The organism is Agathobaculum faecis (assembly GCF_014287995.1).
Classification (GTDB): domain Bacteria; phylum Bacillota; class Clostridia; order Oscillospirales; family Butyricicoccaceae; genus Agathobaculum; species Agathobaculum ammoniilyticum.
Map to the genome: position 1 here is coordinate 109,791 of NZ_JACOPL010000008.1, position 17,923 is coordinate 127,713.

Genomic DNA, 17,923 nt, shown 5'->3' on the forward strand with positions numbered 1-17,923 from the left:
TCTGACAGGCACGGCCCTTTCCCGCGCCGCATCGTCCCGCTTTTCCGCGTTTAATTTGCCATCCTTTTGGCATACTTTATTATTATACAAGACCGTATCAGAAAACACAAGATGTTTGCACACCGCTTCGGGTTTTTTGTAGAAAAACATGAAAATCCGCAAAAGGCCTTGCGGACGATTGCAAAATCAGGGGAAAACTGTTAAAATATTGCCGTTAAAAATATATCAGAGTGTAAAACGCGATCTGTAGAGAGAGGATTTTGTTTCGATGCGTAAAACAAAGATTATTTGCACGCTCGGCCCCGCGACCGACGCGGTCCTGCCCGAAATGATTAAGGCGGGCATGAACGTTGCCCGTATGAACTTCAGCCACGGCTCCCACGAGGAGCACAAGGCGCGCATGGACGCCGTAAAGGCCGCGCGCGCGGCGCTTGGCATGCCGGTCGGCATCATGCTCGATACCAAGGGGCCGGAGATCCGGACCAAGACATACCAGGACGGCAAAATCGAAATCGTGGAGGGGCAGGAATTCACCCTGACCACCCGCGATATCGAAGGCGACAATACGATCGTTTCCATCACCTATGACGGCCTGCCGAACGACGTCAAGCCCGGCACCCGCATCCTGATCGACGACGGCTTGGTGGCGTTCGACGTGGTGGAGATCAAAAACGGCACCGACATTGTGTGCAAGGCGCTCAACGGCGGCCCGCTGTCCAACCGCAAGTCCATCAACGTACCCGGCATCAAGCTGAACATGAAGTTCGTCTCCGACAAGGACCGCGAGGATATCGAGTTCGGCCTGACCCAGGGCATTGATTTCATCGCCGCCTCCTTTACCCGCAGCGCGCAGGACGTGCGCGACCTCAAAGCCATCCTCAAGGCGCACGGTAAGGAGGATGTCGAGATCATCTGCAAGATCGAGAATATGGAAGGCGTCAACAACATCCAGGAGATCCTGGACGAGGCCAACGGCGTCATGGTCGCCCGCGGCGACCTGGGCGTTGAGGTCCCGTTCGAGGAGCTGCCCGAGATCCAGAAGAACATCATCAAAACCTGTATCTCGCGCGGCAAGCGCGTCGTGACCGCGACCCAGATGCTCGAATCCATGGCCAAAAACCCGCGCCCGACCCGCGCCGAGGTTTCCGACGTTGCCAACGCCGTTTACGACGGCACCAGCGCCATCATGCTGTCCGGCGAAACTTCGGTCGGCAAGTATCCGGTCGAGACGGTCGCCACCATGAGCCGCATCGCGGAGAACGCGGAGCGCACCATCCACTACGACCGCCGCCGCACCACCCGCTTGGAATTCCAGAACATGAACGTCGGCGGCGACCCCAAAACCAACGCCATCGCGCACGCGACCTGCTCGACCACGCACGACCTCGGCGCGAAGTGCATCGTCGCCTTCACCGACTCCGGCATGAGCGCGCGCGCCGTATCGACCTACCGCCCGGGCGCGGCCATCATCGGCGCCACCCCGTCCGAAAAGACCTACCACCGCCTGACCATGTCCTGGGGCGTCACGCCGGTGCTCGTCCCCAACCGCCCGTCCTCGGACGCGGAGCTGTTCGAGCTTTCCGCCAAGGCGGCGGTCGCGTCCTGCGGACTCGAGGCCGGCGATATTATGACGGTCACCGCCGGTGTGCCGATCGGCAAGGTCAACTACACCAACAGTCTGCGTGTGCTGCAGCTCACGGAGGAGCTTCTCGCACACGGCTTCCAGGACTGATCTTCCCATGTCGGTAAAACGCTTCCAGCGCAGCCTCGTGCGCGTGCTCACCGTGCTTGTGGTCATTTCCATCTTGGCCTGTCTGGGCCTGTACCTGTACCGGATGTTTTTCGGCTACAACCGCGATTCCTCCCTGTTTGAGGCGGACCTCGCCGCCGGCGTTAAGGCGGACGAGAACATCACCAATATCGCCCTGTTCGGCTTGGACGTCCGTCCGGAGGAGGAGAACTGCCGCTCGGACACCATGATGATCGTCACGGTGGACAACACGCGCGGCAAGATCAAGCTGATCTCGCTCATGCGCGATTCGCTTGTCTCGATCGACGGATACGGCGAGACCAAACTCAATGAGGCCTACTTCTACGGCGGGCCGAGCCTTGCTATACGCACCATAAACGAGAGCTTCGGCACGGATATTACGGACTATATCGCGGTCAACTTCAACCAGCTCGTCGAGATCATCAACGCGATGGAAGGCGTTGAGATCGACGTGCAGGATTATGAGCTGGACGAGCTGAACCGCGTCATCCGTGATTACGGCCTGGAACAGGGGCAGACCTTCCAGAGCGTGCAAAGCGCCGGCCTGCAGACGCTGGACGGCGTGCAGGCGCTGTGCTACGGGCGTATCCGCAAGGGCGGAACCGGCGACGACTGGGGGCGCGTGGAGCGACAGTCAATCGTGCTGAACGCGCTGTTTGACAAGGTCCAGTCCCTGAGCGCCAGCAGGTTGATCGGCCTGATGCAGAAGTTGATGCCCTATGTGACGACCTCGCTTTCCCCGACCGAGATCGCGCCGCTCATCGTCGGCGCGGTCAGGAACGGCATGCCTGCACTGGAGCACACCCGCGTCCCGCTGGACGGGGAGTGGAACTACTACGGCTCGTCCGGCGAATATATCCTGTACGACCTGGATGTCGCCGCGGACCATATCCACGAGTATATTTATAACGACGTTTTCCCCGGCGATACCTCAGGCTCCCACGCCGCCAACGGCACGGATGCAGGCAACGGTTCCGGCACGGACGGTGCCGGCCCCATGGGCGGCATCGATTTTGATGAGCCGCCGACCGGCCCCATGACCACGGACGATTCGCTTTCGTCCGGCAGCGCCGAGGACCCAGCCTCCCTCGCGGAGGAGGGCGGCTGGTACGACGAGGAAACCGGCGATTATTACGATTCCGACGGAGACCGCTATTATCTGGACGAAAGCGGAAAACGGGTGTATTATTAAGTCAATATGATCGATGCAAGGGGGTATGACACACGATCATACCCCCTTATTTCAGAATTCTGAGAAAAAAGGAAGACCTCTGCTATGTATGTGAAACGTGTTCTCCCCAACGGCGTGCGCCTGATTACCGAGCGGATCGACACTGTGCGCACCGCGTCCGTCGGCATCTGGGTCGGCAACGGCAGCCGCTATGAGCCGGCCGCGCTCGGCGGCATCTCGCACTTTATCGAGCACATGATCTTCAAGGGTACGGACAAGCGCTCCGCCCGGCATATCGCCATCGCGATCGACGCGCTTGGCGGACAGGCCAACGCATTCACAGACAAGGAATGCACCTGCTACTACATGAAGGTGCTGGACAAGCGCCTGCAGACCGGCGTTTCCATCCTGGCCGATATGTTCATGCACTCCCGCTTCGCGCAGGAGGATATCGACCTGGAGCGGGGCGTCGTGCTGGAGGAGATCGATATGTACGAGGACTCGCCGGAGGACGTGGCGATCGACAAGCTATTTGAGGCCTGCTACGCCGGCTCGGCGCTCGGCCGGCCCATCCTCGGCACGGCCGAAACGCTGCAGACGATCAACTCGGAAGCCATGCACGACTACATGCGCCGCTATTACCGCCCCGCGGACACCGTGGTATCCGTTTCCGGCCACTTCACGGAGGAGGACCTGGATTACATCGCGGAGTTATTCTCCCATATGGAGGGCGAGGGCCGCAACCAGATCACGCCCGCCGCTTACCAGCCCAGCCTGGTGCTGCGCGAAAAGGAGATCGAGCAGAACCACCTGTGCCTGTCCTTCCCCGGCGTTTCGCTTCTGTCCGAGGAGCGCTTCGCCATGAACCTGTTAAGCTCCATCTTGGGCGGCGGCATGTCCTCCCGCCTGTTCCAAAGCGTGCGCGAGCAGAACGGCCTCTGCTATTCGGTCTATACCTTCACCACCCCGCATCTGGATACCGGCCTGTTCTCGATCTACACCGGCCTCGGTCCGGAAACCGAGCAGAAAGCGCTTGCGCTGATCGTGCGCGAGCTGCATGAATTCTGCGATAACGGTCCGGAGCCGGATGAGCTGTCCCGCTGCCGTGAGCAGGTCAAGACCAACCTGCTCATGGGGCTGGAAAGCACCGGCACCCGCATGATGACCATTGGCCGCAGCGAGCTGCTGCGCGGAGAGGTTTCCGCGATCGAGCAGGTGCTCGGCGCTTATGATCGGGTCACGGCCGACGACCTGCTTGCGCTCGCGCGCCGTGTGTTCGACTTTTCGCAGGCCTCGCTCGCCGTGGTCGGGCAGCCAGAAAAGCAGGAGACCTACCGCGCGCTGCTGCAGTAACGGCCAGCCTCCTCCCCGTCTCTTGACATCCCCCCTGTTCTGGTATACTATACACACAGAGAGTAAACGGAAGCGTTGTTTTGTGGGGAGAGAATGAAAATGAGGAGACTTTTATCCATATTGGCAGCCGCCTGCCTGCTGTGCTGCCCGCTTTCCGGCTGCAGCTCGGTACCGTCTGATGATGACAGGGCTGGGGCTGGCATGCGCCTGTCACCGGTCAGCCTGACGGAAGAAGAAACCGAACTGCTTTGGCTCGCGGGTGTGGATGTACCGAGCAGCGCCTCATTCACCCTGTATGACTACCAGACGGACGGAAACCTGCACGCGATCTTTTTCTCACGTTACCTGTTAAACGATGCGCTCGAATGGGAAAAGGACGATTTTTTCTCCCCGGGCGCCTTTGACGAAACGCCGCTTGATGCCGCGGGGCGTCTCTCCCTGACCCTAGGGGAGGACGGCGCCTACACGTTTTATGTCCGCGCGGAGGGCGGGCTTGGCTACAGCCATCCGGCGCCCCAGCTTCCGGAGGGCCTGCCCGGATCCGCCGCAGTCGGCGCAAGCAGTCAGACAGAACCGCTTACCATCACTTACGGCCAGGAAATCCCTCTGCTCATCCGCACAATACGGGACGATGACTCGCTGGCGCTGTTTGCGCTGGGCGAGACGCTGGAGAACGATCCCGAGCAGCTTGAGCGGTTCCGCAGCGCTGCCTTTACCGAAGCCTACACCGTTACGTTTTTCGACCAGATCCCACAGATATGACAAAAGCCGTCCGCAGGTGCGGACGGCTTTTTCTTTACCGGTCAACGACCGGTATTTCGGTTTCGTCTTTTTCATCCAGATGGTTCAGGTAATGCCTGGTCTCTCGCGCAATCACGCCAGACAGCAGCAATACCGCAATCAGGTTGGGTACCGCCATAAGCGCGTTCAGAATGTTCGCTACCGTCCAAGCAAGGTCGAGGGAAAGCACCGGCCCGATCACGATGACCAAGATGAACGCCAGCTTATAGGGCAGCATGCCCTTGGCCCCAAACAGGTATTCACAGCAGCGCTCGCCGTAATACGACCAGCCCAGAATCGTGGAATAGGCAAATGTGATGATGCCAACCACCAGAATCAGCGGCCCAAGCACCGGAATCTGGGAAAACGCCGCCGTTGTCATCTGGCCGCCGTCCGCAAACTGGTCCATGTTGATGCCCGGGTTTTTCATCACAGTCGTTACCAGCACCAAGCCGGTCATCAGACACACCACCACCGTGTCCCAAAACGTGCCAGTTGAGGAAACCAGCGCCTGCCGCACCGGATTGCGCGTCTGTGCGGCCGAGGCGACCAGCGGCGCGGAGCCCATGCCGGATTCGTTGGAGAACAGTCCGCGCGCCACGCCGTACTGCATCGCCAGGCGGATGCCTCCGCCGGTCAGTCCGCCGGCCACGGCGCCGGGCTGGAACGCCAGCGTAAAGATCGCCTGCAGCGCTGGCAGGATAAAATCCCAGTTGATGCACAGGATAACAACGCAGCCCACCACATAGAACGCGGCCATAAGTGGAACCAGCCTTTCACACACGACCGCGATCGATTTGATGCCGCCGATGATGACCACCGCCGTGATTGCCGCGAATACGATACCAATGGCCAGCGGCGGGATGTAGATCGGGCTGTTGCCCTGAATGATCTCGGAAATTGCGTTGATCTGCGTGCCGCAGCCGATGCCGAATGAGGCCAGCATGGCAAACGCGGCGAACACCACGCCCAGCCACTTCATATGCAGGCCGCGCTCCAGCGCATACATGGCGCCACCCTGCATCCGTCCATCCTTTGTCTGCACACGGTATTTGACGGCAATCAGGCTTTCCGCGTATTTGGTCGCAATGCCAAACACACCGGTCAGCCAGCACCACAGCACCGCGCCCGGCCCGCCGAGGAATACCGCCGTCCCCACGCCCACGATATTGCCCGTGCCGATGGTCGAGGCCAGCGCGGTCGTCAGCGCCTGGAATTGGCTCACGTCACCCGGCGAATCCGGATCCTTCGTCAGCGACAGACGGATGCCGGTCAATGTCTTGCGTTGGATAAAGCCTGTGCGCACCGTCATGAACAGATGTGTGCCAAGCAGCAGGACGATCATGGGCAGCCCCCAGATCCAATTGTCTACCGCCGACACAAGGTTAGAAAATTTCTCCACAGCCGTTCCCCTTTTTCTCTTCCACGAAGCCACGTACGCACGGAATCGTGCAGCCCCGCAGTATGCTTTGTATTATATCGCATTTTTTACGAATTGGCAAGAATCCCCGCGCAGCCTTTCTCCTGTAAGCTGCCGGGCGACGAGGAAAGCGGTTCATAAATTTTGTTCTGTTTTTTGAAAAAAACAATTGACACCCCCACCGAATTATGGTATCCTATTTAGGCAGTCGAAACTGCGTTGTATCCCTCGGGGGTGCCACAAGTTAATAATTTGCGCCAGTAGCTCAGCTGGATAGAGTGTTTGGCTACGAACCAAAAGGTCGGGGGTTCGAATCCCTTCTGGCGTACCACTTTTTCTTGTGGGAAACAAGCGATTTCTTCGGAAATCGCTTGTTTTTTTAACTTTTTAGAAGCTTACAAATTTGGGTGCCAGCATAAAACCGCCTCTATCCTGTTAGCAGTTTGTTAACAAAGGTGTTTGGCTACCCTTTTGATGGATACTTCCTTTCGTTCATTTTCTCCTTGCCTGCGGGCGAACTGCTAACAGATTGCTAACATCGCTTTTTTGTGCACGCTCTGCAAGCAGTGCTTCCAGCAACTTTTTCTTCATTTCAGGATCTTCATCGAGAATCTGCATTAACTGATCCTGACGCTCATTTTCTGTATGGTCACCATAAAACTCTTGCGCAATTTTTTCGGCCAAAGCCCGCCGGCGATTGTCCTGAGTAAGCGCATAAGTATTAAGCGATACTATTGCAGAGGCATGTCCCATATCGCCCTGTACCAATTTTACATCACCGCCGCTTTCAAGCAGCTTATAGGTCGCGCTGGAATGCCGGAGTTCATGAAAGATCAAAGGCGGCAGATCCTGTTCACTTCGCTTCTGCCAAAGTTTGAACTATTTCTCGCACAGCTTCGGTTCCACTGTGAAACCGTCCTCCAATGCAAACACTAAATTGAAATCGTAGTATTCCTCTCCGGCAAAAGCTCGCTGCTTTGCAGCCATTGCCTTGCGCAGCATAAGCTCCCGCCGGAGGGCCGGCGTCAGGTAAATGATACGGTTGCTGTTTGCAGTTTTCGGAAGCTTGAGTACAAGCGTGGAATTGGTGTTCGCGATTTTACTGGGGAAAATGTGGATAATGTCATCCTGCGGTATAAATTGCAGCGATTCTCTGCTTACACGTTGAAGTGTGCGGTGGACATGAATCAGATTTTTGTCAAAATCAATATCGTCCCATGTCAGACCAACTGTTTCGCCGATCCGGAGCGAGCAAATGAACGCAAGGTGTACCGCAAGATGAAGCTGCGGATTTTCAATGCCATCAAGTGCCTGCTTTACCATTTCCGCTGTCCAGATGTGGCGCTCAGTTTTTGCTTTTTTAGGTGCATCGCAGGTGACCGGATTTTCTTCAATGATTTTCCAATCCACTGCTTTGTCAAAAGCGGTTTTGAGCAGCGTATGGATGTGCCGCAAGGTAGTTGCCGAAAGACAAGGAATCCTGCCCTTGTCTTCGGCGTGTCCCTTTGCGCCGCCACATTTTTTCGTTCGCAGAGTGTTGTAAAGCATTTCAACATGTATCGGCTGTAGTTTCTGTACAGGTATCCGTCCGATTTCCGGAATAATATGATTGCGGAGCAAAGCCAGGAGAGATGTACAATGCTGCATGACCATTTCGATTTGTCATACAAGCTCGCCCATGACATCAGGCATTCCTCTACCGTTTGATCCGATGGTGTCAGGAATGTATTACGGACCTTTTGATACTCGATTTTCTTCCTGAATTTTTCTGCATCTTCTTTTCGGCCAAAGGCTTCCCACTTTTGGCGCCTTTTCCCATCTGCGTCATAATAATCATAAATGACAGCATATTTGTTGCCTCTTTTTTAACGTTGCCATGATTGCCTCCACAGAATAGGCAGGTCAGAAACATGATGAAAACCAGCGGTCAAACGACTCTTTATGGATCCGGACCGTTCGGCCGACGTGCAGCACGCGGAAGTCGCTGGTGCGGCTGCATAGCTGATATGCGCTCCGCTTGCTAATCGCAAGGATCTTCGCCATTTCCGGTACGGAATAGGTTTTCTTCTCTACGTCCTGTTCCTGCAATATGTTTTCTTCCATATGTGTCCCTCCTGTAGACAGCGCCCGATGCACCGCCCTTACCGTAACACGCCTCCTTTAAGCAGAATTTTGATACGTTGGCAGGTCTATTATAACAATAAGGGCAGTAAATGCAAAGACGCTCGGTTCGGGGTTCAAAATTTATACTTAATTTTAATACGATTTTTTTAAATAAGTGATGGTATTACCGAATGGTTATGATTACTATGTTTGTCCCCGGTGCAGCTAACGCTGGAGTGGGAATTCACGCCCTATTTTGACCACTGCGGCCAGCACCCTAAGTTGAAGAGATTACAAAAGGCTCAGGGTCGTCTATCTTGGTAATCGAAAAGAAGTGCATAACTTAATTAGCACATAGGGTTGGAGGTTGTTCCAACTGTATGTCTTTTCTAATTATTTATTTTACGCTTATGCCTGGAGGGACACGCTCATTGAAAGCAACCTGAGAAATAAAAAAGTGTAGTCGCGCAAAAAGATGCACGTCGAGAATGCTCGCCTCCACTTTTTGAAGTTTACAACGCATGGCTTAGTAATTCGAAAAAGTATACTTTTTTAGAACAAAAAACTATGCTACAAAAAACACCAAATCCATTGAATAGTTGGAGTTTGGTGATGTTATTTCCATATTTACATACTTTTGAAACTATTTTTAAAATTCATACATTACTATACCGTGCCCTATCTCAAACGTCTGTCTTTTTATATGCTAACCTATCCGTTCCGCATGGCGACAGTCCTCATCCTCATAAAAAGTAGCCCTGCCCTTTCCTGCGGCTTTAGAGCAGTACAGTGCTTTATCAGCACGTCGATATAGCTCTTTGAATGATATTCCCGGCTGTACACACAGAGCTACCCCTATAGAAGCGCTCACAGTTATTGTTTTTCCATCACGGTCATAGGTGTGCCTCAGCCGGTGCATAAGGCGGTTACAAAAATGGATGACCCCCTCACTGCTTACATTTTGCAGAAAAATCGCAAACTCGTCTCCACCAAACCTTGCTACTACGTCATCGTTCCGGCAAGTGTGCCGCAGAATATCAGCCGTCTGCATGAGCAACAGGTCTCCCTGCGTGTGGCCAAATGTGTCGTTTACACTTTTGAAATTATCGAGATCCAGCATCAAAAATGCGCCTGAACAGCATCCATCCTCCAAAAACAGGTTTACGCGTTTTTCAAAAAAGCGGCGGTTATGTATACCCGTCAGCATATCCGTATTACTCTGTGCTTTCAGTTGTTCCATAGCCGACTGGGTGTACACTTCCTGCTTCTTGCTGGTGCTAATATCTCTGAATGCCAATATAATGTTTTCGTTGTCCGATATGGCATCTCTGCATATTATCAATTCAAACCATGCGCCTTCTTTACCGGATTTCATGCAGCACTCTTTGCTGTATAATTTCCCCTTTGTTTGCGAACTATCAGCAAGTTTATATGATGCTATATTTTCTTTGATCTCCTCAGCAGTTTCAGCTCCAAATACCTCCGCCATTTCTGAAATAAATTTTTCCACTGTTAGCATATGATGCTCGCTGATATTACAATGTAATGCGCTGCGTATCGGCAGCACATCACGGCTGATATAGTTGACTACATATATTCCCTGATAAAGAATGCCGAATGTCTGGATAATATTTTGGTATAGCCGTGAAAAGTAGGAATTCCTCTCGTCACTGGTTATTTTCTTTGTTATATCATGGCAGTATCCGTATATCCTGTTCCCCGAATGCATACTGTCCCTTCTTGCACCAACGCGAACGTATATCAGCCCTTTTTCAGGGCTGACCCACGGATAAACAACCTCCACCTCTTCCCCTGCCATTGCCCGCTGCATCTCCTGATGTACAAGCTCGGTGTGTGTCATAAATATCCGGTTTGACCACTCCTCATAACATGCCCTGGGTGGGATTGTGCTGTCCACACTGAGAATTTTCTGCATGATATGGTCTGCATACATCACATATGTCCCGTCCTCCAGCAGTTCTATTGTCCAGATGCCGATTTGCATTTCGCTTTGCACATCCAGCAGATAGCTGTTTTCCGCAAAGTATCTATTCATTTAGCCTGTCACCCTCTTTACTGTGTTTTAACTTTATTTATGATACGCTTGCAAGATTGCTGTAAAGTCTGCGCAAGTCTCCTTCAATATCCAGAAAGCATCGGAGCAGTTGGGGGTTAAACGCACCGCACTGCCCGCTTATGATCATCTTGACCGCTTCGTCAAAGCTGTAAGGATTTTTATAGCATCGCTTGCTTACCAGAGCATCATACACATCCGCAAGCGCTACAGTCTGTGCGCCGGTAGAAATTTCGTCACCCATCAGCCTGTCTGGGTAGCCTTTCCCATCCCATCTCTCATGGTGGTGCAACGCAACATCATACGCATAAGCATAAAACGCCTGATCGCGCAACGGGGTAATGCTGGAGAGCAGATCCGCGCCCTTGCTTGTATGCGTCTTCATAATTTCAAATTCTTCCTCTGTCAACCGGCCGGGCTTGGTCAAAATATGATCCGGTATGGCAATCTTCCCCACATCATGTGTGATCGCCGCCATACCGATAAGGTCGATTTCCTTATTCTCTAACCCTTCCCCAAAGGCGGTATGACGCAGGAGATGTGTTGTGATGGCGCGCAGCCGGCGGACATGCCCTCCGGACTCATCATGCTTAAACTCAATCACCGTGGAAAGCGTTTCTATCATTCCGACTCCGTATTCATACAGCTGTTCCGCCTGAGCCATCAGCGCTTGCCTCTGTTCAGCAATAATATCATTCAGGTTATTTCGCGAATGGAACAGCTCGATAACGGATTTCACACGTCTTTCCACAACGTATGGAATTACAGGTTTGGGGATAATGTCCATGGCTCCAAGCTCATATGCCTCCCGCAGGACTTCATCCTTATGCTCTCCTGTGATCAGAAATACCGGAAGCTGGTCCAGCACTCCCATCTGTCCCATAATGCGAAGCACCTGAATGCCATCGGCTCTCGGCATCACAATATCCAAAATCACAGCGGCAAGTCTTTCCGCTGCGTTCTTGAGCATGTCGAGACCAGATAGACCATCGTCTGCTTCCAGCACACGGTAATCTTTTCCAAAAATGCTCTTCAGGCTTGCCCTGCTTACTATCGAATCATCCACAATTAATATAGTATCACGTGGGGAATCACATTTTTCTATCAATTTTTTCATAGGAGATATTCCCTTCTGTACAGTAACTGCTTCAGCTTCAAGGCCGGTTCGTTCAACCACTTTTATATATAAATCGGCAAATCCTTTTATAATTTTACAGCTTTGCATATTAATATTATATTAAATTCCCCCAATCATATCCTGAAGTCTCATACCTCAAGCCTGAAGAGGTCTGCTTTCAGGCGGCATGCAGGCGGTACAGTCTTGCCATCCTTGTCGATCAGTCGTCTGCAAGCGCGTTGTCCTCCTTGACTACCTTGCCCGAAGGGGTAGTCGCCCGGCCGGTGAAGCTGTAGCCTGTCACAGGATCGGTGATTCTCTGCATCAGGTATTGGTTTTTGGTATCCCATGTCACATTCTGCGTGGACTGCATCGTACCCTCTCCGACGCCAGCATCGTCCAAGGTTATCGTTCGGCCGCGATGCTCACTGTATCACCCGAAGCGTACACCCTGCCTTGGGACAGCGCCACATCGAGCGGTATCCTTTTTAAAAGTGAGGTATCATTATTGTATTGTAGCAAACCGAAGGTTGTAGGTAGCGGTCGGTTTTCCTGTTCCGTCTTTTTATGAGAGACCGTGGTTGCCATCAGGCTTCTTCCTTTCCATTTTTATACTTCAACATACTTTTGTGCGCAACTGCTAACATGAACTGTGCGCACTGTAAGGCTCTGCTTGCAAACATTGCACAGAAAAGCAGAAACCCCCAGACCTTTCCGCTCGTAACCGTCGTCTTAAAGCACTCTTTGCGTAGAATACGCGTGTGCTCAACGGCTACAAGCCAAAAGGTCGAGGGTTCGAATTCCTTATGGCGTGCCAGATTAAGCCATTGTTTCAATTGAAATAGCGTTGCCCGCTTTTTATCGGATTAAGAATGTCATTAGTGTATCAGCTGCATCCGCGCTTTGGATACGGTTACTTTCCTGTCATTGGTTACCTACCTGTCTCCTTTCGCAGCAGAGGCCCCGTTCCCGGTTAGCAGGGAACGGGGCCTCTTTTTATCCAGCGCATTCCGTCCAGACAAAAGAAACCGGAAAGCGCGCCAGCTGCCCCCCTATATCAGGTGCGCAGCCCGCGTTTTCCCTCTGCCCATCCAGCCAGCATAATACACAAGTTGACTGCCATGCCGATGAACAGGGGATCAAACGGCACCCTGCATACTACCTCGCCCAGCAGTACGCATAACGGTCCTGCAACGATAGACAGCTCCGCATACCGCGCCTTGATCCGGCCGGGCAGAAAGAGAGCGCCGCACAGCGGCAGAAAGATCACCGCGCCCCGCAGGCCCATCGACATAAAGCTCCACTGCAGGATGACCGATTGCAGATCGCCTATGGTAAACAATACCGCCAGCAGCAGCGCGGCAATTATTGCAACGCGATCCGCCCATAGCCGCTGCCGGTCCGTACTGTCAGGCACAATGCGCGCATACAGGTTATTCGTTACGATGCTACTGATGCCCAGTGTCAGGCCAGCGCCACAGCCAATAATTGCGACCAGAAGCACCGCAAGGAATACCCCTGCCCAAAATCCAGGGAAGTAAAGCAGGATAAACTCCGGAAAAGTCTGCGCTGCGTCCATTGAAGGGAACGCGGTTTTCATGTACATGCCAATCAGCACACCACCAAGCCCGATAGGCGGGATGAGCACCGCACTGGCCAATGCACCTTGAACCGCGGTGCGGTCGCTTTTGGCGGACAGCACGCTTTGCGCATACGTCTGTGTAGAAAGCACCCCCAGCACAAGCGACAGCGCTGCGCCGCCATCTGTTCCAAGACCGCGGGCAAACAGGTTGAAATACTGCCCGGCCGGCAGCGCTTCATACAATGCGTACAATCCTCCGCTTTCACGGAAAACCAGTCCCACACATATAATCGCACAAATGTATAGCATCACTGTTTTGATCAGCCCAATTGTGCCAGCGCCTCGCATGCCTCCAAAGAATACATAGCAGATCATCAGGCCGGCGGACAGTAGCGCAGTAACGAAAGGAGGGCAGGCGACCACAGCGGACAGGAGCGCCATTGCCGACAACAGCTGAGCGACTATATTCAGGAAAATACCGATAGCCCCAAGCACGGATGACAGGAAGCCAGCGCGCGGCCCGTATTCGCTCTGAATCATTTGCTGTAGTGTCAGGTAGCCGTTTTTCCGCATAGGCCGCGCAAAAAACAGTGCCAAGAACAGGCAGCCAATCCCACCGCCCAAGCTGAACCAGATCGCCGAAAAGCCGTATTCAAACGCCAGCTGCGAGGTTGCGACCGTTGATGAACCGCCCACCAGCGTGCCGATCACTGCGCCTGCGACCATCGCGGCGGTAGATTTACCGCCGCCAATTGCAAAATCGCGGGCGCTTGTGACCTTCCGTCCAGCCCGAACACCTATCACTGCAATCAATCCCAGCGTCAGCAGCGCGCCAAGCCAGTGCATCGTCCCCATTGCATTTCACTCCTTTATCAGAAAGAGCCCTGCCAAACGGCAAGGCCCTTTCGCTGCGTTTCATTTCTGCTCCTTGTTCTCTCTTGCTTCCTCAAGGTTGCGTTTGAGGTCTTCTTCGGCTTCCTTTTTATCTGCCGCCATGGAAAGCGCCTCTTCCTTTCCGCAGTACATGCCGATCAGGCCCAGCCCCACCGAAACGCTGGCAACCTTAATAACCAGAGGGAACCATTGGGCTTTTACCGCTATGGCAATCGCCGCGCCCGTATCGCCCCCAATAATCAGTGCAACAACAAACCCGACAAATCCAGCCGCACCAGCAAAGATGGACACATACGCCCCCCAGCCGAAAACCTGATATAAAAAGCCGGAAACCTTTTTCATATCCATCCCTCCTTACACCATTCCGAATAGAGGTACTATGCCAATCAGGAACACTACGCTGAGCAGATAATGCAACACGCACCATATCACACAGTTTTGTGTTGTCTGCTTCATTTCAGAACCTGAAATACCCATTGCCGTATACATGCACAGCGCCAGCGGTGGCGTCATCCCTTCCATCGCACCGCAGATGACCGGCAGCATTCCGGCTACAAGGAACGGATTGGCACCGGCGGCGGCCATGACTGATACAATCGCCGTGCCAAATATCGCCACTTGTGAGGAGCCGGGCAATATCATGCCAAGGATCGCGGTAAACAGTGGCAGGATAAATGCAAGTGGCACCAGGCCAAAGCCCCAGCTCGATATCAGATTACCGATATTCTCGCCAACATGTATGGATTCAAACAGGTTACTGATACAGTAAGCAAAGAAAATGGTAGCCGAAACCGGCACGATGGACTTTGTTCCCTTTGCCAGAAGCCCTGCTATCTGACGCGGCCCGACTTTCATGCTTTTGCGGATAATGAACAGAGCGTAGACCGCTGCGATGCCGGGCGTAAACAGCAGCACGCAGCTTGACAACGCCGATGCTCCCTCTGCCGTCAGGCGAGAGGTGAAAAATGTACTCTTGAGCTGCGCATCCAGAAAGAACGGCAGCAGGATGACCACTGGGATAAGTAGCGACCGCCACCCCTTACGCACAGCCTCCCCGAAGCGCGGAACCTCGCTGGCCGGCAGAGCCTCAATGTGGTGATAGCGGCAGAACACAAAGATCGTTACTGCGCGCTGCAGGATGAACCACAGACATATCCCCCACATCAACATCCAGAACTGTGACATGGTATAGGTGTCCTCACCGTATAACGTCGCCAGAACGCCGAATGAATCGACAATGATGCCGGAGGGCGGAATCATATTCCCCATCGTACTGGAAGCCATGCAGATATTGGAGGCCAGGTAATCTGGGAAGCCGCTGCGCTTCATCGCGGGAATCGTAAAAACGCCGGTCGCAGCAACATTCCCTGCGGCGCTTCCGGACAGCGCGCCCATAAAGCTGGACACCAAAAGCGCTACATAGCCCGTACCGCCCTTGATTCGCCCAAAGATGGATAAAACGACCTCGATACAGGAATCAATGACCTTTGTCCCCGTAAATATCTGCGCCACGACCATAAATGCGACGATCGCGTAAAACAGTGTATTCGTGGACGTTGCATAAACATGGTCCCAGATATGGCCCCATTGTCCGGTCATAGCAACCATTACAATATACCCGGCCAGCATCCCTTCATAAATCGGGCGTTTGAGCACAATGAAAAAGATGCAGATTGTAATCAGCAGGACAACCAGATAGATCAGTTCAACAGGCATAATCCCCCTCCTTTAAGACTCTGGTCGTTTCTTCGGCTTCCGACGGTTGCTCACGTTGAACTATAGCTGTCAGTCTTCAACAGGTATCTCTACGTCAAGCAGAGGCGGGTACTGCTGGCAGCCGAACACATCGCCTTCACCGAAGGAGCCGGACGGCTTCAGGCGGTTGATTGTAAATTTAATGGCATAGCCCGGATCGAACTCAACAAAGTCCGCAATGCGGCTCTCGGGTATGCCGTACAGCTCGGCAACAAACTGGCGGTTGAGCACGCCGCTTTTTTTGACCATTTCATAGTTGGCCGGATCGCGGAAAATGATATCAAACGTAATTCTGTCGGTACCCGCATTTTTGCTGCGGATCGTCTTTGCCAGATCAACAAGTCTCATGGTTTTCATGTTTTCTCCTCCTCATTCGCCGATTTCAATCATGGAAACTGGGAACAGCTCGAGCGGATCGTCCACCTCAACAGTGTGGTCCATGGTCCAGGTATACGCATCCGATATCTTGGTTACTTCATCCAGAATAAAGGCTGCCGTGCCAGCCGTACCCTTAACCTCGGGCAGGCGGGCGTAGAAAATCTGCCGCATGCCGATCAGCGTAACCTCCTCAGCCAGCTTATCATCGTCGGCCACGCCTTCTACAACGACCAGCAGCTCGTGTGATTTGGTTTCCTTGATCGGTTCCAGGTCGCCCATGACGCCGTTCTTGCCAAAAATACGGTAGCTCAGTTCGTATTTATCGTTCGGATGACGTTCCGCGACCTGTGAACGTGCCCAGTCGATCACCTTGTCGATATTTTGAATGGTATAAGGATCACGAATACCCGCAAGACCCATATACCGCTTGCCCACAAAGCCGGAGCCCTCCAGCTTGACCTTGATACGGCCATCAATGGGGATAAATTTGGGGTTGGTGATACGGCAGGTCTTTTCGTCAAACTGCTCGTATTTGCACTCGCTCATATCCAAGCAGCCGCCTGCAACATATTCATAATATGGATTCGTGCGTTCATACATTGCATGGCCCGCTACTGAAGCGATCGTACAGCGCTGGAACGGCGCCATAGCCGTAACCTTAACGTCATCCTTGGTAATTGTTCCGATAACCGATTCTTTCGCGCCGTAGGGCTCGCAGCAGAAGGAAGCGCATTCCAGCACCTTGCCGGTGTAATATGCGATGTTTTCCGGGAAGCCTTCATAAATCGCGGCCGAGGCAAATACGCAGGCGTCACTTGTGCGGCCTCCGATGATTACATCCGCGCCCATTTCCAGCGCCTTGATGAACGGATGTACACCGGCAACAGCAACGATGCGAGTCGTAGCGTCAAGCTCCTCGATCGTCAGATCGCTCCTGCTGTTCAGGCCCTCTATCTTTTCACCTGCCAGCATTTTGCGGCGCAGGTACTCCTTATCAACCTCGGAATAGAAATACGCGAGCTTAAATTTCTTGAGCCCATGTTTTTTGGCCATATCCCGAATCATATCTACATACATATCAACGCGGCTGTTCGTACCCGTATCGCCCGCTGAACCTATGATCATCGGTACGCCCTGCTCACGCGCGGCCAAAAGCATCAGTTCCAAGTCATGGTACTGCCAGTCGGGATGGCTGGCGCACTTATCCATACCCAGCGGCACTGGGCCGATATCATCGCTGCCGGAATCGCAGCAATAATAATCCGGATGCGTTGCCGCACCGATATAGAAGCTCCCCTCTTTTGTCGGTGCAAAGCCAAGATGTCCATTCGGAGAGATGATTCGCAGCGTTTCCTTTCCCATGATGATCCTCCTAACAAAAATTAAAATCAGTATAACTTGCTATTACAAGTTATACTGATTTTAAGATAAATCTCTTAGGAAATCAATATATTTTATGGCTATTTTAATCAATTCATCCCCAATTTTCTCCGTATATTTTTGTGCATTATATCCATTTTCATGA

Annotated in this window: 16 protein-coding genes, 1 tRNA gene and 1 pseudogene; 5 read left to right on the forward strand and 13 right to left on the reverse strand. The window is 53.1% G+C overall.

The features are described 5' to 3' along the window. Nucleotides 1-268: 268 nt before the first annotated feature. The 4 genes from pyk (at nucleotide 269) to H8S45_RS10035 (ending at nucleotide 5,057) form a co-directional block, all read left to right on the forward strand. Entirely contained in the window at nucleotides 269-1,732 is a 1,464-nt protein-coding gene (pyk, locus tag H8S45_RS10020; RefSeq protein WP_054327030.1) for a pyruvate kinase, read from the forward strand. A gap of 7 nt (nucleotides 1,733-1,739) precedes the next feature. Next, nucleotides 1,740-2,963, forward strand: coding sequence for an LCP family protein (locus H8S45_RS10025; RefSeq protein ID WP_054327031.1), 1,224 nt, complete (start codon nucleotides 1,740-1,742; stop codon nucleotides 2,961-2,963). Between the two features lie 84 nt (nucleotides 2,964-3,047). Next, nucleotides 3,048-4,295, forward strand: a complete 1,248-nt coding sequence (locus H8S45_RS10030; RefSeq protein ID WP_107631582.1) for a M16 family metallopeptidase — start codon at nucleotides 3,048-3,050, stop codon at nucleotides 4,293-4,295. Nucleotides 4,296-4,394: 99 nt separating this feature from the next. Then, nucleotides 4,395-5,057, forward strand: coding sequence for a hypothetical protein (locus H8S45_RS10035; RefSeq protein ID WP_147573725.1), 663 nt, complete (start codon nucleotides 4,395-4,397; stop codon nucleotides 5,055-5,057). 34 nt (nucleotides 5,058-5,091) lie between these two features. On the opposite strand, the gene H8S45_RS10040 is transcribed toward H8S45_RS10035, so the two are convergent. After that, nucleotides 5,092-6,477 carry an alanine/glycine:cation symporter family protein gene (locus H8S45_RS10040; protein ID WP_456236942.1) on the reverse strand — a complete coding sequence of 462 codons (1,386 nt, stop codon included), beginning with the start codon at nucleotides 6,475-6,477 and terminating at the stop codon, nucleotides 5,092-5,094. A 272-nt stretch (nucleotides 6,478-6,749) separates the two neighbouring features. On the opposite strand from H8S45_RS10040, the gene H8S45_RS10045 reads away from it, so the two are divergent. Beyond that, nucleotides 6,750-6,826, forward strand: a tRNA-Arg gene (locus H8S45_RS10045). Between the two features lie 161 nt (nucleotides 6,827-6,987). Here H8S45_RS10045 and H8S45_RS10050 read toward each other — a convergent pair. From H8S45_RS10050 to H8S45_RS10105, 12 genes and pseudogenes are all read right to left on the reverse strand, one after another. Next, nucleotides 6,988-7,359, reverse strand: a pseudogene (locus H8S45_RS10050) (hypothetical protein); the annotation flags it as partial. 15 nt (nucleotides 7,360-7,374) lie between these two features. After that, nucleotides 7,375-8,148 (reverse strand): tyrosine-type recombinase/integrase, encoded by a 774-nt coding sequence (locus H8S45_RS10055; RefSeq protein WP_082397010.1) that lies wholly within the window; start codon nucleotides 8,146-8,148, stop codon nucleotides 7,375-7,377. Nucleotides 8,149-8,397: 249 nt separating this feature from the next. Continuing rightward, nucleotides 8,398-8,598 carry a helix-turn-helix domain-containing protein gene (locus H8S45_RS10060; protein WP_054327036.1) on the reverse strand — a complete coding sequence of 67 codons (201 nt, stop codon included), beginning with the start codon at nucleotides 8,596-8,598 and terminating at the stop codon, nucleotides 8,398-8,400. A 706-nt stretch (nucleotides 8,599-9,304) separates the two neighbouring features. Further along, complete coding sequence (locus H8S45_RS10065; RefSeq protein WP_054327858.1) at nucleotides 9,305-10,654, reverse strand: GGDEF domain-containing protein; 1,350 nt, start codon at nucleotides 10,652-10,654, stop codon at nucleotides 9,305-9,307. Nucleotides 10,655-10,691: 37 nt separating this feature from the next. Next, nucleotides 10,692-11,789: an HD-GYP domain-containing protein gene (locus tag H8S45_RS10070; protein ID WP_054327880.1), complete on the reverse strand. Its 1,098-nt coding sequence runs from the start codon at nucleotides 11,787-11,789 to the stop codon at nucleotides 10,692-10,694. A gap of 220 nt (nucleotides 11,790-12,009) precedes the next feature. Then, a complete protein-coding gene (locus H8S45_RS10075) occupies nucleotides 12,010-12,192 on the reverse strand; it encodes a hypothetical protein (protein WP_147573723.1) in 183 nt (60 codons plus the stop codon). A 2-nt stretch (nucleotides 12,193-12,194) separates the two neighbouring features. Then, nucleotides 12,195-12,377 carry a hypothetical protein gene (locus H8S45_RS10080; RefSeq protein WP_054327857.1) on the reverse strand — a complete coding sequence of 61 codons (183 nt, stop codon included), beginning with the start codon at nucleotides 12,375-12,377 and terminating at the stop codon, nucleotides 12,195-12,197. A 469-nt stretch (nucleotides 12,378-12,846) separates the two neighbouring features. Further along, on the reverse strand, nucleotides 12,847-14,226 hold the full coding sequence (locus tag H8S45_RS10085; protein WP_054327855.1) for a sodium:solute symporter family protein: 1,380 nt from the start codon (nucleotides 14,224-14,226) through the stop codon (nucleotides 12,847-12,849). Nucleotides 14,227-14,286: 60 nt separating this feature from the next. Next, a complete protein-coding gene (locus tag H8S45_RS10090; protein WP_054327854.1) occupies nucleotides 14,287-14,607 on the reverse strand; it encodes a hypothetical protein in 321 nt (106 codons plus the stop codon). A 12-nt stretch (nucleotides 14,608-14,619) separates the two neighbouring features. Beyond that, the gene (locus H8S45_RS10095; RefSeq protein WP_186950019.1) at nucleotides 14,620-15,981 is read right to left on the reverse strand and encodes a TRAP transporter large permease subunit; all 1,362 of its coding nucleotides are present in this window, start codon (nucleotides 15,979-15,981) and stop codon (nucleotides 14,620-14,622) included. A gap of 69 nt (nucleotides 15,982-16,050) precedes the next feature. Then, nucleotides 16,051-16,377, reverse strand: coding sequence for a DUF4387 domain-containing protein (locus H8S45_RS10100; protein WP_054327852.1), 327 nt, complete (start codon nucleotides 16,375-16,377; stop codon nucleotides 16,051-16,053). Between the two features lie 12 nt (nucleotides 16,378-16,389). Then, nucleotides 16,390-17,760, reverse strand: a complete 1,371-nt coding sequence (locus H8S45_RS10105) for an acyclic terpene utilization AtuA family protein (protein WP_107631576.1) — start codon at nucleotides 17,758-17,760, stop codon at nucleotides 16,390-16,392. Between the last annotated feature and the right edge of the window lie 163 nt (nucleotides 17,761-17,923).

What these genes read in the sequence shown, in the direction of transcription:
- H8S45_RS10030 (WP_107631582.1), top strand. Translation starts at nt 3,048, where the DNA reads ATGTATGTGAAACGTGTTCTCCCCAACGGCGTGCGCCTGATTACCGAG.
- H8S45_RS10065 (WP_054327858.1), bottom strand. Translation starts at nt 10,654, where the DNA reads ATGAATAGATACTTTGCGGAAAACAGCTATCTGCTGGATGTGCAAAGC.
- H8S45_RS10080 (WP_054327857.1), bottom strand. Translation starts at nt 12,377, where the DNA reads ATGGCAACCACGGTCTCTCATAAAAAGACGGAACAGGAAAACCGACCG.
- H8S45_RS10025 (WP_054327031.1), top strand. Translation starts at nt 1,740, where the DNA reads ATGTCGGTAAAACGCTTCCAGCGCAGCCTCGTGCGCGTGCTCACCGTG.
- H8S45_RS10055 (WP_082397010.1), bottom strand. Translation starts at nt 8,148, where the DNA reads ATGGTCATGCAGCATTGTACATCTCTCCTGGCTTTGCTCCGCAATCAT.
- H8S45_RS10060 (WP_054327036.1), bottom strand. Translation starts at nt 8,598, where the DNA reads ATGGAAGAAAACATATTGCAGGAACAGGACGTAGAGAAGAAAACCTAT.
- H8S45_RS10070 (WP_054327880.1), bottom strand. Translation starts at nt 11,789, where the DNA reads ATGAAAAAATTGATAGAAAAATGTGATTCCCCACGTGATACTATATTA.
- H8S45_RS10105 (WP_107631576.1), bottom strand. Translation starts at nt 17,760, where the DNA reads ATGGGAAAGGAAACGCTGCGAATCATCTCTCCGAATGGACATCTTGGC.
- pyk (WP_054327030.1), top strand. Translation starts at nt 269, where the DNA reads ATGCGTAAAACAAAGATTATTTGCACGCTCGGCCCCGCGACCGACGCG.
- H8S45_RS10035 (WP_147573725.1), top strand. Translation starts at nt 4,395, where the DNA reads ATGAGGAGACTTTTATCCATATTGGCAGCCGCCTGCCTGCTGTGCTGC.
- H8S45_RS10085 (WP_054327855.1), bottom strand. Translation starts at nt 14,226, where the DNA reads ATGGGGACGATGCACTGGCTTGGCGCGCTGCTGACGCTGGGATTGATT.
- H8S45_RS10095 (WP_186950019.1), bottom strand. Translation starts at nt 15,981, where the DNA reads ATGCCTGTTGAACTGATCTATCTGGTTGTCCTGCTGATTACAATCTGC.
- H8S45_RS10100 (WP_054327852.1), bottom strand. Translation starts at nt 16,377, where the DNA reads ATGAAAACCATGAGACTTGTTGATCTGGCAAAGACGATCCGCAGCAAA.
- H8S45_RS10090 (WP_054327854.1), bottom strand. Translation starts at nt 14,607, where the DNA reads ATGAAAAAGGTTTCCGGCTTTTTATATCAGGTTTTCGGCTGGGGGGCG.